Source organism: Nonomuraea sp. GTA35 (genome assembly GCF_041950525.1).
Classification (GTDB): domain Bacteria; phylum Actinomycetota; class Actinomycetes; order Streptosporangiales; family Streptosporangiaceae; genus Nonomuraea.
Window position 1 is genome coordinate 1 of sequence record NZ_JBGNUV010000011.1, and the last position, 14,007, is coordinate 14,007.

Genomic DNA, 14,007 nt, shown 5'->3' on the forward strand with positions numbered 1-14,007 from the left:
GAGACTCCGGCCAGCTCGGCGAGCTGGGCGATGGTGAGAGGGGACGACTCCGTGGTCATGGCGGCAGTCTAGTCACGGGGTGCGGGAAGGCGGGCGGTACCGCCTTCCCACGATCAAGGCTGCCGCGCTGCCGAGGTCCGGCGCGGCGGCGCCGCGGGTGAGGAGGCTCTGCGTCAGCCCCGTCCGAGGACGCAGAACTCGTTGCCCTCCGGGTCGGCCAGCACCTTCCACGAGACGTCGCCCTGGCCCACGTCGGCGGGTTTCGCGCCGAGGGCCCGCAGCCGGGCCACCTCCGCCCCCTGGTCCTCGATGGGGTCCGGCAGCAGGTCGAGATGGATGCGGTTCCACCAGGTCCGCGTGGCGGGCGCGCGAAGGAACTCCAGATACGGGCCGACGCCCTTGGCCGAACGCAGCAGCGCATGATCGTCGGTGACCTCGTGCAGGGTCCAGTCCAGCGCCTCGTCCCAGAACCGGGCCATGGCCCGCGGATCGGCGCAGTCGACCACCACCACGGCGATCGGCCCGGTGTCCCGGAAGCTCGCCCGGGGCTCCAGCACGCAGAACACGTTGCCCTCCGGATCGGCCAGGACCGTCCACGGGACGTCGCCCTGGCCCACGTCGGCGGGCGTCGCACCGAGCTCCTTCAGGCGCGCGACCAACTCCGCCTGATGGGCGGCAGAGGTGGTGGCCAGGTCGAGGTGCACGCGGTACTTCACCGTCTCCGGGTCAGGGACGGTGACGAGATCGACGTAGAAGGCGTCGGGGTCGGGCCAGGCGAAGCCTTCGGGCTCGAGGTTGGTCACGCCGGGCCCCTCGCTCGACATGCCCCAGCCGAGCGCCTCCGCCCAGAACCGGCCGAGCGCCGAGTCGTCCCGAGCCTTGAAATTCACCTGAACCGGTCGCAGCGCCATCCGCCGATGATATGCCCGGGTAGATCGGAGTCATGAATCAGCCAGCGGGCCGTACGCCACTCCCGTCGTTGCGCTGGTGTGATCAGCCGGCGTGTGCGCCACCGGCGCGTTCCGGCCCGGCCTGGCCCTGCCGGGTGGTGCTCAGCGTGAGCCGGCATCGCCCGGCGCGGCAGTCATGCAAGCTCTCCACGGCGGCCTGCCGGGCTCTGGCCAGTTCGGCGATCCTGGCGTCGAGCCGGTCCACCACCGCCTCCAGCCGCCACCGCTCGCCCTCGCAGGTGGCGCCGCCCTCGTCGTGCGCGGCCAGGGCGTCGATGACCTCGTCAAGGGTGAAGCCCAGCTCCTGCAGGGCCTTGGCCATCCGGATGCGTTCCACCGACGCGGGGCTGAAGATGCGATACCCGGAGGGTCTGCGCTCGGCGACGGGCAGGACGCCGCGCCGCTCGTAGAAGCGGACGGTGTCCACACTGACCCCGGCCTCCTGCGCCACCTGGCCGATCTTCATGTGGCTTCACCTCTTGACTCTGGACTCAAGTCAAGACTTTACGGTGTGGGTGACGGCGCCACAAGAACGCCGGCAGGCCAGCGACAAGGAGACCCGCCATGGACGTCCCGCCCGCCTCGACCCCCGTCGTCTGCGACATGACCACCGCCCACGGCACCGCCCAGCAGCGCCTGGACGAATACCGCCGCCTGTTCGCCCGGCACCTCGTCGGCCGCGAGAGGACCGGCCAGGGCATCCGCTTCCGGCTGCGCGCCGAGCCCGGCGTGGAGCCCTGGGTGCGGGACCTCGCCGCACGGGAGAAGGCGTGCTGCGCGTTCTTCGCCTTCGACATCACGCTCGGCGGCGGCCAGGTGCTGTGGGACTGCGCGGTGAGCGACGACGACACCGCCCGCGCCATCCTGGAGGAGTACTACCTGCTGCCCGACACCGCCCCGCAGGGCCCGGACGAGCTCACCGGCCGCCTGGCGGGCAAGGGCCTGCGCTTCGTCGCCGGCCCGGCCGTCGAGGGATGACCGTGGCCGCGCTGCTGATCGCCGCCGCCACGGGCATCGCCCGGGATGCGCTGTACTACCTGTCATGACGATCGCCCGTTCCCTGCTGTTGTTCGCCCTGGCCGCGCTCGCCGAGATCGGCGGGGCGTGGCTGGTCTGGCAAGGGGTGCGCGAGCAGCGCGGGCTGCTGTGGGTCGGCGCCGGGGTCGTCGCCCTGGGTCTGTACGGGTTCGTCGCCACCCTGCAGCCGGACGCGAACTTCGGCCGCATCCTGGCCGCCTACGGCGGCGTCTTCGTCGCCGGTTCCCTGGCCTGGGGCATGGTCGTGGACGGCTTCCGGCCCGATCGCTGGGATGTGATCGGCGCGCTGGTCTGCCTGCTCGGCGTACTGGTGATCATGTACGCGCCACGCGGCTGAGTGGAGATGACCGCCTCCCGGGAGCTTCCACCTTCCCCTTTCATCGACTATCGTCGATTGACGATGAACGAGGAGAGAGAACTTCTGCCGCGTGCGGAGGCCGAGGAGTACGCGAGCTGGTTCAAGGCGCTGGCCGACGCCACGCGCATTCAGATCGTGTCCTTGCTGGCACGGCGCCGGGCGCCGATGAGCGTGGGCGAGATCGTGGCCGCGTCCGGGGTGGGCCAGTCCACCGTCTCGCACCACCTGAAGATCCTGGCCGAGGTGCGGTTCGTGCTGGTCGAGAAGCAGGGCACCTCCAGCCTGTACCGGATCAACGAGAACTGCGTGAGCTGCTTCCCCACCGCCGCCGACGTGGTCATGGGCAACCCCGCGCCCGCGGCGCCCACCTGCGGATGAAGGAGTTGAGCCATGGCGCACGATGAGATCATCGACCACTACTCCGCCCTGGCGCGCGCCGCGGGCGCCGGTCGGGCCGTCACCGGCTGCGGGCGGCACGCGTTCGAGCAGGGCGGCTTCGGTGCCGCCGGTCACGGCGAGCTCGGCGCGCTGCCCGGGGGAGCGGTCCGGGCCGCCCTGGGCTGCGGCGACCCGGTGGACGTCGCAGCGCTGCGCCGCGGCGAGGTCGTGCTCGACCTCGGCTCGGGCGGCGGCATCGACGTGCTGCTGTCGGCACGCCGCGTCGGCCCGGAGGGCAAGGTCTACGGGCTGGACGCCGGCGCGGGCACGCTGATGCCGGCCCGGCGCGACGCCGAGCAGGCGGGTGCGCGCAACGTGGAGTTCCTGCACGGCACGATCGAGCGCGTGCCGCTGCCGGACCGGTCGGTGGACGTGGTCGTCTCCAACTGCTTGATCAACCTGTCCGGCGACAAGGCCGCGGTGCCGGCCGAGGCGTTCCGGGTGCTGCGGCCGGGAGGCCGGTTCGGCGTCAGCGACGTGGTGGTGGACGGCGAGCCGGACGCGGCGCGGCGGGCCGCGGCCGAGCGGCGCATCGGCTGCGCGGCCGGGGCGCTCCCGGTGGGCGAGTACCGTGAGCTGCTGGCCGCGGCGGGCTTCACCGGCGTGCGCATCACGCTGACCGCCGACCACGGCGACGGCGTGCACTCGGCGATCCTCCGGGCCGCCAAGCCCGAGGCGCCGCCGGAGGTGGAGATCCGGCCAATGCGCGACAGCGACGCCGATCAGGTGCTGGCCATCTACCAGGCCGGGCTGGACACCGGCCACGCCAGTTTCGAGACCATCGCCCCGAGCTGGGAGGGGTTCACCGCCGCCAGGCTGCCCCGGCTGCGCTACGTGGCCTGCGACACCGGCACCGGCCAGGTGCTCGGCTGGGTGGCCGCCTCGGCGGTGTCGTCCCGGTGCGTGTACGCGGGGGTGGTCGAGCACAGCGTCTACGTCCACCCGGGCTGCCAGGCCCAGGGGATCGGCCGGGCGCTGCTGGCGGTGCTGATCGCCGCGAGCGAGGACGCCGGCGTCTGGACGATCCAGTCCGGCGTCTTCGGTGAGAACACCGCCAGCCTGGCCCTGCACCAGGCGCTCGGGTTCCGGGTGGTCGGCACCCGGGAACGCATCGGGTGCCACCGTGGCGTCTGGCGGGACGTGCTGCTGATCGAGCGCCGCAGCTCGCGGTCACCGTCGAAGGGCAGGCTGCCGTAGCGGGCGCCTCGCCGGCATCAGCGCCGACTACTATCTGCGGCTGGAACAGGGGCGCGACCGGCATCCGTCACCGCAGGTCCTGGACGCCCTGGCCGGCGCGCTGGCGCGGGCGCTGTCGCCCGCGTACGCGCCGGGGCACCAACGTGGTGCGCGCCATGTTCCCGGAGCCCGGACTGGCGCGGATGCACGGCGTCGCCGACCACGAGCCGGCGTGACTGGTCGCCCGCCTGCGCCGCCAGGTGGGCCCTGACGTGGACGACCCCCGGCTGATGGAGCTCGTCGGCGAGCTGTCGGTCCGCAGCGAGCCGTTCCGGCGGCTGTGGGCCCGCCAGGACGTCCGCCACCCCGCCCGCGGCCCGCTGCGCGTGCGCCATCCCCAGGTGGGGCCGCTGGAACTGCACTACGAGAAGCTGCTCGTACCCGACGCCAGGGGCCAGCACCTCGTCATGCTCAGCGCCGACCCCGGCAGCTCGAGCGCCGAAGCGCTCACCCTCCTGGCCTCCTTGCAGCCGGGGGCGGCGGGGCCGGTCCAAGACGCTGCGGCTCTGTGAACCCCCGATCGGCGACGGGGCCGGCAAGCGAGAGGAGGCCGTTGGTCGTGAGCGATGCCGGGCGCATCGATGGTGAGGTGATCGCGTGCTTGCTGTCCCAACGCGTGACAGGGTACGAGCTGCTGGCCGGGTTCGCGGCCAACACGGTCGCCGCGGTGACCCTGGCGTCCGGGGCGCGCGTTGTCTTCAAGGCCGCCGCCGCGCGTGAGGTCGAGGTGGAGTTGTGGGCCCTGCGGTCCATGGCCGAGAGAGGCGTTCCGGTGCCCGAGGTCGTCGCAGGGGCGCCGGACGCGGAGATCCCGTACCTGGTGACGCGACTCCTCGCAGGCGAGCCGGGAGTCGCGACGCGCAAGGCGGCGTCCGACGTGGGACGGCTGCTGCGTGCCGTGCACTCTCTCCCCGTGCGGGGAGCGGCCTTTTTCAAGGAGGCGCCCGGCCCGCCACCATGCGCCGGTGCGGGAACCTGGGCTGATCAGGTCGCCGGGCTGGCGGACCGGCTCCGCCCTGTCGCCGATGCCGGCATCCTTCCCCCGGCGCTCCACGCGCGATGCCGGGAACTGCTCCTGGACGGTGCCCGGTGGGATCAGCCCTGCGTGTACGTGCACGGTGATCTCCACCCTCGGCACGTCCTGTCGGCCGGGTCTCGGATCCAGGGGATCATCGACTGGGCGGACTGCGGTGCGGCCGGTCCCTGGCTGGACCTGGCCAGGATGGACTTCCCCGAGCCCGGCTTGCGGCGTGCGATGCTCGGCGCGTACTTCCCTGCGGGCATCCCGGCCGACGCGCCACTGCACCTGGCGAACCACCGGCTGCTCTACCTGCTGCTGGCCCTCATGTGGGAGCACGAGTGCGGCGGGGACTGGCTGCACGAGCGCGTACCCGGCATCGAAGCGGCACTCGCCGCGACCCGGACGCGCTGAATGACGGTCGGCCGGGACCGCGTGAGACAGACGATGGCGGGGATCGGGAAGAGCATGAGGTAGAGGTTCGGCAGCCACCACACCAGCGAGAAGTCGCCCCGCAGCGTCCAGAACGCGATCGCCATCAAGCCGGACGCCATGGTCAGCACGAGCGAGACCAGCATCAGCCCCGGCCCCGACGGCGAGCCTCGGCGCAGGAGGTAGAGGCTGACCAGCCCGGTGGCGCTGGCCGGCAGGTCGATCCAGAGGAACGACCAGTTCCAGTCGGCCATCACCGGGTCGGAGTAGCCGTTGAACGCCCATTCGGGCGGGATCAGCCCCAGCCCCGTGACGGTGAAGTAGACGACGAACGCCACATCCGTGACCAGCATCAACGCCTTAGTGACGGGTAGCACGGTCGATCTCCTCCATCAGGTAGCGCCTGGTCCGCTCGTGCAGTGCCGGGTCCGGTTCGCCGAGCCCGAGGAGCCTGGCCGCCCACCAGCCGTCGATGGCCAGCCGTACCGCCGTCGCCACGGCCGGGTCGATGCCGTCGTCGGTCAGCCTGGCCTGCCAGGCGGCGAACCTTTCTCTCAGCGGCGCCAGCCCCGCCGGGTCCACGAGCACCGCGGCCAGCAGGGCGGCGGTCGCCCGGTCGGCCGGAGTCCTGGCCGTGGTGTGGTGTTCGGGGATCGTCGCGTTCAGGTAGGCGCGCAGGAAGCCGCCCGGCTCGCTGCCCGTCTCGGCCAGTGCCTGGTCGAAGGCTCCGGTCAGCCGCTCGACCATGGCGGCGACCAGGGCTTGTTTGGTGGGGAAGTGGTAGAACAAGCCGCCTTTCGATACGCCCGCCCGCCGGGCCACCGCTTCCAGGGTCAGGGCTTCGGCCCCCTCGGACAGCAGGACCTCGGCCGCGGCGTCGAGCAGTCGTTCTTTCGAGCTGGGTCGTGGCATGGGGAAACTATACCGGCTGACCGGTACAGTTTGCCCCATGTGCCTGCGGGTCACTGTGCTGTCAAGGGCACCCAGGTGCCTGTCAGAGCTTGACCAGCATCTTCCCGACGTTGCCGCCCCGCATCATGTCCAGGAACGCGGCGGGCGCCCGCTCGATCCCCTCGGCCACGGTCAGCTCGGTGTGCAGGGAGCCGTCCGCCAGCCAGCCGGCCGCCTTGGCGATCCATTCAGGGAAGAGGTGGAAGTAGGAGTTGATCAGCATGCCGCGCAGGGTGGCGTCCTTGGCGGCCAGGGCGAACAGGTTGCTCGGGCCGGGCACCGGCTCGGTGGCGTTGTAGGAGCTGATCGCGCCGACCATCGCGATCCTGCCGCCGTGACGCAGCGCGTCGATGGCCGCCACCAGGTGGTCGCCGCCGACGTGGTCGACGTAGACGTCGATGCCGTCAGGGGCGACCTCGGCCAGCTGCCCGGCGACCGAACCGGCACGGTAGTCGATCGCGGCGTCGTAGCCGAAGTCCCGCACGAGCCTCTTGGCCTTCAGCGTCCCGCCCGCGGAGCCGATCACGCGGGAGGCGCCGAGCTTGCGGGCGAGCTGCCCGGCGATGGTGCCGACCGCCCCGGCAGCCGCCGAGACGAGGACCACGTCGCCCTCCCGTACGGGCGCCACGTGCGTCAGAGCCGCGTAGGCGGTCAGCCCCGTGGTGCCCAGCACGCCCAGCCACGCCTGCGCGGGAGCCAGCGTGAGATCGGCGAGGGTGGCGGCCGCGGCGTCCACCACGGCGTACTCGCGCCAGCCCAGGAAGTGCACGACGGTCGCGCCCACCGGGATCCCGGCCGCCCGGGAGGCCACGACCTCGCCGATCGCCGAGCCGTCCAGGGGCCGGCCGAGCTGGAACGGCGGCAGGTAGGACTCGGCGTCGTGCATCCGCTCGCGCATGTAGGGGTCGACCGACATCCAGGTGTTGCGCACCAGGACCTGGCCCTCGGCCAGGTCGGGCAGCGCGGTGGTGACCAGCGTGAAGTTCTCCGCGCCGGGCTCGCCGACGGGGCGGGCGGCCAGGTGGATCTCACGGTTCACGGTCATGGTGGTGCTCCTTGCTCGTGGTGCTCTCTGCTTGGGCTCCACTGTGGACCGGGGCGCGCACGATCCGCTGGGGGTCCGCTGCGGGTACGGTGACCTGGTGCGATTCGGTGTACTTGGCCCCCTTTCCGTGTGGACCGGCGACGGGCGGCTCGTGCGGGTCCCCGAGGTGAAGGTCCGGGCGCTGCTCGCCGACCTGCTGGCCCACGAGGGGCGTCCGGTGTCGGCCGACCGCCTGGCCGAGGACCTGTGGGGGGACGACCCGCCGGGCAACCCCGTCAACACGCTGCAGACCAAGGTGTCCCAGCTGCGCCGCGCCCTGGAGCAGGCCGAGCCGGGAGGCCGCGAGCTGGTGACCTACCAGGCGGCGGGCTACGTGCTGCGCGCCGCCGACGTGGACGCCGCCCGTTTCGCCGCCCTGCTCGACCAGGCCCGCGCCGCCACCGATCCGCGGGCCAGGGCCGGGCTGCTGTCGGACGCCCTGGCACTGTGGCGCGGCCCGGCCTACGCCGACTTCGCCGACGAGGAGTTCGCCCGCATCGCGGCCACCCGTCTGGAGGAGCAGCGCCTGACCGCGCTGGAGGAACAGGCGGAGGTGCGGCTGGAACTGGGCGAGCACAGCCTGATGGCCGACGAGCTGGGCGAGCTGGTGGCCGCGCACCCGCTGCGCGAACGCCTGCGCGCCGCCCACCTGCGCGCGCTCTACCGGTCCGGACGGCAGGCGGAGGCGCTGGCCGGGTACGACGACCTGCGGCGCCGGCTGGCCGGCGAGCTGGGCCTCGACCCCGGGCCCGAGCTGGCCGCCCTCCACCAGGCGATGCTGCGCCAGGACCCCTCGCTCGCACCCCCGCGCCCGCGCACGAACCTGCCCGCCCCCCTCACCGAACTGATCGGCCGCGAGCAGGCCGTGGCCGAGGTCGGCGCCCTGCTCGGCGCGGCCCGGCTGGTCACGCTGACCGGTCCGGGCGGCGTCGGCAAGACCAGGCTCGCCCTGGCGGTCGCCGGCCTGGCCGCCGACGCCTTTCCCGATGGGGTGTGGCTGGTCGAGCTGGCGGGAGCCTCGGGTGGGACGGCGACCGTGGCCGAGGTGGTGGCCGCCGGGCTGGACGTGCGTGACGACACGGCGACCGGTTCGCGTCCCGGCGTGCGCCCGGCCGGCCTGGCCCACCGGCTCGCCGACGCCCTGCGCGACCGGCGGCTGCTGCTCGTGCTGGACAACTGCGAGCACGTCGTCGAACCGGTGGCCGAGCTGGTGGACCTGCTCCTGCGGGCCGCCCCGGACCTGCGCGTGCTGGCCACCAGCCAGGAGTCGCTGGCGATCCCCGGGGAGACGCTGTACGCAGTGCCGCCGCTCGCGCTTCCGATACCCGGGACGGACCCGGCGCGGGCCGCCTCCGTGCAGCTCTTCGTGGCCCGTGCCGCGGCCACCGCGCCCGGTTTCGCGCTGGACGAGGCCAGCGCGCCCTCGGTGGCGGCGATCTGCCGGAGGCTGGACGGGCTGCCGCTGGCGCTGGAGCTGGCCGCCGCCCGGGTACGCACGCTGGGCGTCCGCGGCGTGGCCGACCGGCTGGACGACCGCTTCCACCTGCTCACCGTCTCGGGCCGGGGACGGCCCGCCCGCCAGCAGACCCTGCGCGCGGTGATCGACTGGAGCTGGGAGCAGCTCACCGAGCAGCAGCGGCTGATCCTGCTCCGGCTGGCCGTCCACCCGGGAGGCTGCACGCTGGAGGCGGCCGAGGCGGTGTGCGCGGGCCCGGGACTGGACCCCGGAGCGGACGTCGCCGGCCTGCTGGACCAGCTGGTGGCCAGGTCGATGGTGGAGTCATCCGGCGGGGTCCGCTACCGGCTGCTGGAGTCGATCGCCGCGTACTGTCTCGACCGGCTCGCCGGCGACGACCCGGTCTTCCAGCGCCGCGACCTCTACTACACCGAGCTGGCCGAACGGGCCGGACCCCACCTCCACGGCCCCGCCCAGCGCCAGTGGCTGGACCGCCTGGACACCGAGGCGCCCAACCTGCGGGCCACACTGGAGCACACCACCGACCCCGTGCTGGCCCTGCGCCTGGTCGACGCCCTGGCGTGGTACTGGTACCTGCGGGGCAGGCACCGCGAGGGCCGCGCTTCCCTCGCCGCGGCCCTGGCGCTGCCCGGCGCGCAGTGCTCCAGGACGGCGGCGTGGGAGACCGGGTTCGCCATGCTGACCGGCGACGGCACCGACCTGCTGCGGCGCAGCCGTACCGCGGCGCGGGCGCTGGACACCCGCGACGCACGATCACGCTGGTTCCTCGCGCTCGCTCACCTGAGCTTCGGGGACGCCGCCACCGCCGAGGGCCTGCTGACGGAGGCGCTGGCCGGGTTCCGCGCCGCCGGCGACCGCTGGGGCGAGGCGGCGGCGCTGGCGAGCCGCGCCAAGCAGGCGATGTTCCAGGGCGACCACGCCCTCGCCGAGCGGTCCGGCAGCCGGAGCCTGGCGAGCTTCGCAGAGCTGGGCGACGGCTGGGGACGGCTGCAGGCCTCCGACATGCTCGGCTACCTCGCCGAGATCACCGGCGACTACGAGCGGGCCGCCCGCCTGCACCGCGAGGGCCTGCGCATCGCCGAGGACCTGAGGTTGTGGACCGACGCGTCCTACCGGCTGTCCAGCCTCGGCCGGCTCGCCCTGCTGACCGGGGATCTGGACGGCTCCCGGGAACTGCACGAGCGGGGCAGGCGCCTGGCGGCCGAGCAGTCCAACAGCTTCGCCGAGGAGTTCGCCCGCGTCGGCCTCGGCCTCGTGGCCCGCCGCGCCGGCGACCTCGACACGGCTGAGCAGCTCTTTCAGCAGTCGCTGGCCTGGAACCGCCGCCTGGAGGCCGACTACGGCCTGCCCTTCTACGGGGTGACGCTGCTGCTGGCCGAGCTCGGCTTCATCGCCGAACAGCGCGGCGACCTCGCCACGGCCAGGTCACTGCACGAGGAGGGGCTGGCCGCGGCCCGCGAGGTCGGTGATCCGCGCGCCGTCGCGCTGGCCAGGGAGGGCCTGGCCGGGGTCGCGGCGGCCGAGGGGGCCTACGAGGAGGCGGCGGCGCTGCTGGGCGAGGCCGCCGCGCTCAGGGAGTCGGTCGGCGCGCCCCTGCCGCCCGCCGAACGCGGCGACGTCGACCGGATCGCCGCCGCCGTCCGTGCGGCGCTGGGCGAGGAGGCGCCCCTGCGCTGACGCCCAGCGGAACGCGGCGACGTCGACCGGATCGCCGCCGCCGTCCGCGCGGTGCCGGGCGAGGTGGGGGCCCTGCGCCGACCCCCAGCCGATCGTGCGTGCGTTGCGTCAGGGTCGTCCCCGTCACCCACCGACGGAGGAGCAACGATGCGAGCCCTGACCTTCAACCCGGACCTCTCCTTCGAGGTCGTGCCCGACCCGGTGCCCACGCCCTCCCAGGCGCTGGTACGGGTCGCGGCCTTCTCGCTCAACTTCGGGGAGATCGCCTTCAGGAGCCCGGACGCCCGGCCAGGCCACGTCCCCGGATGGGACGCCGCCGGGGTGGTCGTCCGGCCCGCCGCTGACGGCTCCGGCCCCGCCGCCGGCGCCCGCGTGGTCACCTTCGGCTGGTCGGGAGCCTGGGCGGAGCTGCGCGCCGTGGACACCGCCGAGCTGGCCGTCGTGCCCGGGACCGTCGACCTGGGGCAGGCCGGCGCACTGCCGGTCGCCGGGGTCACGGCGCTGCAGGCGGTCCGCCGGCTCGGCCCGGTGGCGGGCCGCCGCGTCCTGGTCACCGGCGCGTCCGGGGGCGTGGGCCGGTTCGCCGTACAGCTCGCCGCCCGCGCGGGAGCGCGGGTCGTCGCCTCCGCCGGCAGCCCCGCCCGCGCGGCCGGACTGCGCGAGCTGGGCGCCGCCGAGATCGTCATCGGCCCGGAGGACTTGGCGGGCCGGGTGTACGGCGTGCTGGACAACGTGGGCGGGCGGCAGCTCGCGCAGGCGTTCTACCGGCTGGAGGACGACGGCGTGGTGCTGGCCATCGGACGGGCGGCCCGCGAGTCCACGGTCATCGACTTCGAGCTGGCGGGCACCCGATCGGCGCGGGGCCGGATCGAGAACTTCAACGTGACCGCGCCGTTCGGCGACGACCTCGCTCACCTCGTCGGGCTGCTGGCGGCCGGCGAGCTGGACGTGCGGGTCGGCTGGCGCGGGCCGTGGGACAGGGCGATGGAGGCCGCCGAGGCCCTGCTCGCCCGCCGCGTCGCCGGAAAGGCGGTCCTGGACGTACGCGGGGGTGATGCGGGCGAGGACGCCTGAGCGACTGCCGCGAGCGCCCGGCAACAGGGCGCCGTGCCGTCGTCGTGACGGGGCCGGCCGGCACCGGATGGAGACGCCTTCGGGCAGGCCGGACACCGCCTGGCCGCATCCCGGGTCACGCCCGCGCCACCCTCCGGGAGCGGGTCGGGCATGCCGAGTTCATGGCCTGCCGTCCATGGGTAGGGCTCAGGGTGCTTGTGACCCTCGGGGGAGGTCACGATGGAGGTCACAGATCGCGGGGGCAGCAACCTCTCGTTCGAGGTGCTGGACCCGGCGCCGGTGGGGATGGCGGTGACGCGGGGGCCGGATCACCGGCTGGTCTACAGCAATGCCATGTACCGGTCGCAGGTCAGTGATCCCCGGGGCGGGATGCCCGTCGAGGAGGCGTTCGCCGCCTTCGTGCTGCCGCACTACCGATCCTGGTTCGACCAGGTGTACGCCACGGGCGAGCCGGTCATCAGGACCGCCGAGGAGGCGGTGCCGATCCCCGGCGCCCGGGAGCCGGGGGAGCGGTTCTTCACCTTCAGCCTGTCGCGGGTCGCCTTCGGCCCCGGCGAGCACGGCGTGCTCGTGATGTTGATGGACGTGACCGAGCAGGCCACCGCCGCGCACCAGGTGACGGCCGTCGCCGAGGAACGCCGCCGCATCCTGCGGCGCTACGAGAGCCTGATGCGCCTCAGCGCGGACATCTTCTGGGTGACCAGCGGGGACGGGTACGTGTCCGAGCCGAGCCCGAGCTGGGAACGGGTGACCGGGCAGCAGTGGGCGGACTACCGCGGGCAGCGCTGGCTGCGGACCGTCCACCCCGACGACCGCCCCGCCACGATCACCTCCTGGTCGCACGCGGTCGGCGGCGCCACCGCGATGTGGGAGCACATCTACCGGCTGCGCACCCGCGACGGCTACCGGCACTTCCAGCTCCGCGCGGTGCCGATCTGCGAGAACGGCCAGGTCGTGGAGTGGGTGGGCAGCTCCGTCGACATCGAGCAGCAGTGGCAGGAGCAGCGGCGCCAGCGCCTGCTCGACCGCGCCGCCATCGCCACGGCGCAGCTGCGGAGCCTGGAGGAGATGCTCGGCGCGCTGGCCGACGTGATCGTGCCGGAGCTGGCCGACGGCTGCGGCGTCTATCTCGTCACCGACCTGACCGGCGACCGGCACGGCGGCGCCCCCTTCATCATCGAGCGGCTGGCCACCGCCGCACGCCCGGGCTCGAGGCGGCTGCCGCCCTACAGCGAGGAGCAGCTCCCCGCAAGCAACGCCTTCGTACAGGCCGTGCGAGGCAGGCGGCCCCTGCTGATGACGTTCCCCGTCGGCTCGCCCCCGCCGCAGGCCGTCCCCAGGGGCACACTGCCGTGGCTGAAGGCGAACGACGCCAACGGCGTCCTGATCCTCCCGGTCGTGGTCGACGGCGCGGTTCCCGCGGTGGTCTGCGCGGTGACGTGCGGCGACCGCCCGGCGATCAGCCGGGACACGATCACCCTGCTGAACCGCATGTTCGATCACGCCCACGACGCCCTGAGCAGGGCCATCCGCTTCCAGCGCGCGCAACAGATCGCGCTCGCCCTGCAGTACAGCCTGCTCGCCGACCCGCCGAGCCTGCCCGATCTGCGGATCGTCGCCCGCTACCGGGCCAGCCCGTCCGCGGCGGACGTGGGCGGCGACTGGTACGACTCCTTCGTCCTGCCCGACGGTGTCCCTGCGCTGGTGATCGGGGACGTGTCCGGCCACGATCTGAGCGCCGCCGTCGCGATGAGCCAGCTGCGCAACATGTTGCGCGCGCTGGCGATGGATCGCCGCGAACCGCCGGGCGAGATCCTCACCAGGCTGAACGTCGCGATGGAGTCGCTGTCGGGCGACGTCACCGCCACGTGCGTGTACGCCCGCGTGGAGAAGTTCGACGGCGCTTACCGGCTGTGGTACGCCTCGGCCGGGCATCCGCCGCCGCTGCTGGTCTCCCCCGACGGCCGGGGCCGGTTCCTCGAGGGCGGCCTCAGCCCGTTGCTCGGCTTCCCCCATACCGAGCCGCGCGTCTCGGAGGTGGAGCCGCTGCCGCCGGGCAGCACGCTCCTGCTGTACACCGACGGTCTCGTCGAGCGGCCGGGCGAACATCTCGACGACGGCCTGGAGCGGCTGCGCCGCCTGGTCGAGTCGGTCGCCGACGATCCGGTGGACAGGTTCTGCGACTCGGTGCTGGCCGGGCTTCCGGCCAGCGGGCTGGACGACATCGCCGTGATGGCGCTCCGCCTGCCCGCGTGAGCTTCGCCGACGACCTTG

The 14,007-nt window shown here is 73.7% G+C and carries 14 protein-coding genes; 9 read left to right on the top strand and 5 right to left on the bottom strand.

The features are described 5' to 3' along the window. Nucleotides 1-173: 173 nt before the first annotated feature. Nucleotides 174-911 carry a VOC family protein gene (locus ACBJ32_RS38995; RefSeq protein ID WP_375131017.1) on the bottom strand — a complete coding sequence of 246 codons (738 nt, stop codon included), beginning with the start codon at nucleotides 909-911 and terminating at the stop codon, nucleotides 174-176. Between the two features lie 82 nt (nucleotides 912-993). Continuing rightward, nucleotides 994-1,416 (bottom strand): MerR family transcriptional regulator, encoded by a 423-nt coding sequence (locus ACBJ32_RS39000; protein WP_375131018.1) that lies wholly within the window; start codon nucleotides 1,414-1,416, stop codon nucleotides 994-996. 98 nt (nucleotides 1,417-1,514) lie between these two features. Between ACBJ32_RS39000 and ACBJ32_RS39005 the strand changes: the two genes are divergently transcribed. The 6 genes from ACBJ32_RS39005 (at nucleotide 1,515) to ACBJ32_RS39030 (ending at nucleotide 5,452) form a co-directional block, all read left to right on the top strand. Continuing rightward, nucleotides 1,515-1,928, top strand: coding sequence for a hypothetical protein (locus tag ACBJ32_RS39005; RefSeq protein ID WP_375131019.1), 414 nt, complete (start codon nucleotides 1,515-1,517; stop codon nucleotides 1,926-1,928). A gap of 64 nt (nucleotides 1,929-1,992) precedes the next feature. Beyond that, nucleotides 1,993-2,325, top strand: coding sequence for a YnfA family protein (locus ACBJ32_RS39010; protein WP_357896265.1), 333 nt, complete (start codon nucleotides 1,993-1,995; stop codon nucleotides 2,323-2,325). Between the two features lie 63 nt (nucleotides 2,326-2,388). Then, on the top strand, nucleotides 2,389-2,724 hold the full coding sequence (locus tag ACBJ32_RS39015) for an ArsR/SmtB family transcription factor (protein WP_375131020.1): 336 nt from the start codon (nucleotides 2,389-2,391) through the stop codon (nucleotides 2,722-2,724). Between the two features lie 12 nt (nucleotides 2,725-2,736). Further along, nucleotides 2,737-3,981: a GNAT family N-acetyltransferase gene (locus ACBJ32_RS39020; protein ID WP_375131021.1), complete on the top strand. Its 1,245-nt coding sequence runs from the start codon at nucleotides 2,737-2,739 to the stop codon at nucleotides 3,979-3,981. A 227-nt stretch (nucleotides 3,982-4,208) separates the two neighbouring features. Next, nucleotides 4,209-4,532, top strand: coding sequence for a hypothetical protein (locus tag ACBJ32_RS39025; RefSeq protein ID WP_375131363.1), 324 nt, complete (start codon nucleotides 4,209-4,211; stop codon nucleotides 4,530-4,532). A gap of 104 nt (nucleotides 4,533-4,636) precedes the next feature. Continuing rightward, entirely contained in the window at nucleotides 4,637-5,452 is an 816-nt protein-coding gene (locus ACBJ32_RS39030) for a phosphotransferase family protein (RefSeq protein ID WP_375131022.1), read from the top strand. On the opposite strand, the gene ACBJ32_RS39035 is transcribed toward ACBJ32_RS39030, so the two are convergent. The 3 genes from ACBJ32_RS39035 to ACBJ32_RS39045 all read right to left on the bottom strand — a co-directional run bounded on the left by ACBJ32_RS39035 (nucleotide 5,347) and on the right by ACBJ32_RS39045 (nucleotide 7,466). Further along, nucleotides 5,347-5,847: a DUF5360 family protein gene (locus ACBJ32_RS39035; protein ID WP_375131023.1), complete on the bottom strand. Its 501-nt coding sequence runs from the start codon at nucleotides 5,845-5,847 to the stop codon at nucleotides 5,347-5,349. The genes ACBJ32_RS39030 and ACBJ32_RS39035 overlap by 106 nt on opposite strands. Then, nucleotides 5,831-6,382, bottom strand: coding sequence for a TetR/AcrR family transcriptional regulator (locus tag ACBJ32_RS39040; protein WP_375131024.1), 552 nt, complete (start codon nucleotides 6,380-6,382; stop codon nucleotides 5,831-5,833). The genes ACBJ32_RS39035 and ACBJ32_RS39040 overlap by 17 nt, the downstream gene beginning before the upstream one ends. An 82-nt stretch (nucleotides 6,383-6,464) precedes the next feature. After that, the gene (locus ACBJ32_RS39045; RefSeq protein ID WP_375131025.1) at nucleotides 6,465-7,466 is read right to left on the bottom strand and encodes an NADP-dependent oxidoreductase; all 1,002 of its coding nucleotides are present in this window, start codon (nucleotides 7,464-7,466) and stop codon (nucleotides 6,465-6,467) included. Between the two features lie 97 nt (nucleotides 7,467-7,563). Between ACBJ32_RS39045 and ACBJ32_RS39050 the strand changes: the two genes are divergently transcribed. The 3 genes from ACBJ32_RS39050 (at nucleotide 7,564) to ACBJ32_RS39060 (ending at nucleotide 13,989) form a co-directional block, all read left to right on the top strand. Further along, nucleotides 7,564-10,659 (top strand): BTAD domain-containing putative transcriptional regulator, encoded by a 3,096-nt coding sequence (locus ACBJ32_RS39050; protein WP_375131026.1) that lies wholly within the window; start codon nucleotides 7,564-7,566, stop codon nucleotides 10,657-10,659. A 147-nt stretch (nucleotides 10,660-10,806) separates the two neighbouring features. Then, the gene (locus ACBJ32_RS39055) at nucleotides 10,807-11,733 is read left to right on the top strand and encodes a zinc-binding dehydrogenase (RefSeq protein ID WP_375131027.1); all 927 of its coding nucleotides are present in this window, start codon (nucleotides 10,807-10,809) and stop codon (nucleotides 11,731-11,733) included. Between the two features lie 219 nt (nucleotides 11,734-11,952). Next, nucleotides 11,953-13,989: a SpoIIE family protein phosphatase gene (locus tag ACBJ32_RS39060; RefSeq protein WP_375131028.1), complete on the top strand. Its 2,037-nt coding sequence runs from the start codon at nucleotides 11,953-11,955 to the stop codon at nucleotides 13,987-13,989. Nucleotides 13,990-14,007: the final 18 nt, after the last annotated feature.

What these genes read in the sequence shown, in the direction of transcription:
- ACBJ32_RS38995 (WP_375131017.1), bottom strand. Translation starts at nt 911, where the DNA reads ATGGCGCTGCGACCGGTTCAGGTGAATTTCAAGGCTCGGGACGACTCG.
- ACBJ32_RS39000 (WP_375131018.1), bottom strand. Translation starts at nt 1,416, where the DNA reads ATGAAGATCGGCCAGGTGGCGCAGGAGGCCGGGGTCAGTGTGGACACC.
- ACBJ32_RS39005 (WP_375131019.1), top strand. Translation starts at nt 1,515, where the DNA reads ATGGACGTCCCGCCCGCCTCGACCCCCGTCGTCTGCGACATGACCACC.
- ACBJ32_RS39010 (WP_357896265.1), top strand. Translation starts at nt 1,993, where the DNA reads ATGACGATCGCCCGTTCCCTGCTGTTGTTCGCCCTGGCCGCGCTCGCC.
- ACBJ32_RS39015 (WP_375131020.1), top strand. Translation starts at nt 2,389, where the DNA reads ATGAACGAGGAGAGAGAACTTCTGCCGCGTGCGGAGGCCGAGGAGTAC.
- ACBJ32_RS39020 (WP_375131021.1), top strand. Translation starts at nt 2,737, where the DNA reads ATGGCGCACGATGAGATCATCGACCACTACTCCGCCCTGGCGCGCGCC.
- ACBJ32_RS39040 (WP_375131024.1), bottom strand. Translation starts at nt 6,382, where the DNA reads ATGCCACGACCCAGCTCGAAAGAACGACTGCTCGACGCCGCGGCCGAG.
- ACBJ32_RS39045 (WP_375131025.1), bottom strand. Translation starts at nt 7,466, where the DNA reads ATGACCGTGAACCGTGAGATCCACCTGGCCGCCCGCCCCGTCGGCGAG.
- ACBJ32_RS39055 (WP_375131027.1), top strand. Translation starts at nt 10,807, where the DNA reads ATGCGAGCCCTGACCTTCAACCCGGACCTCTCCTTCGAGGTCGTGCCC.
- ACBJ32_RS39060 (WP_375131028.1), top strand. Translation starts at nt 11,953, where the DNA reads ATGGAGGTCACAGATCGCGGGGGCAGCAACCTCTCGTTCGAGGTGCTG.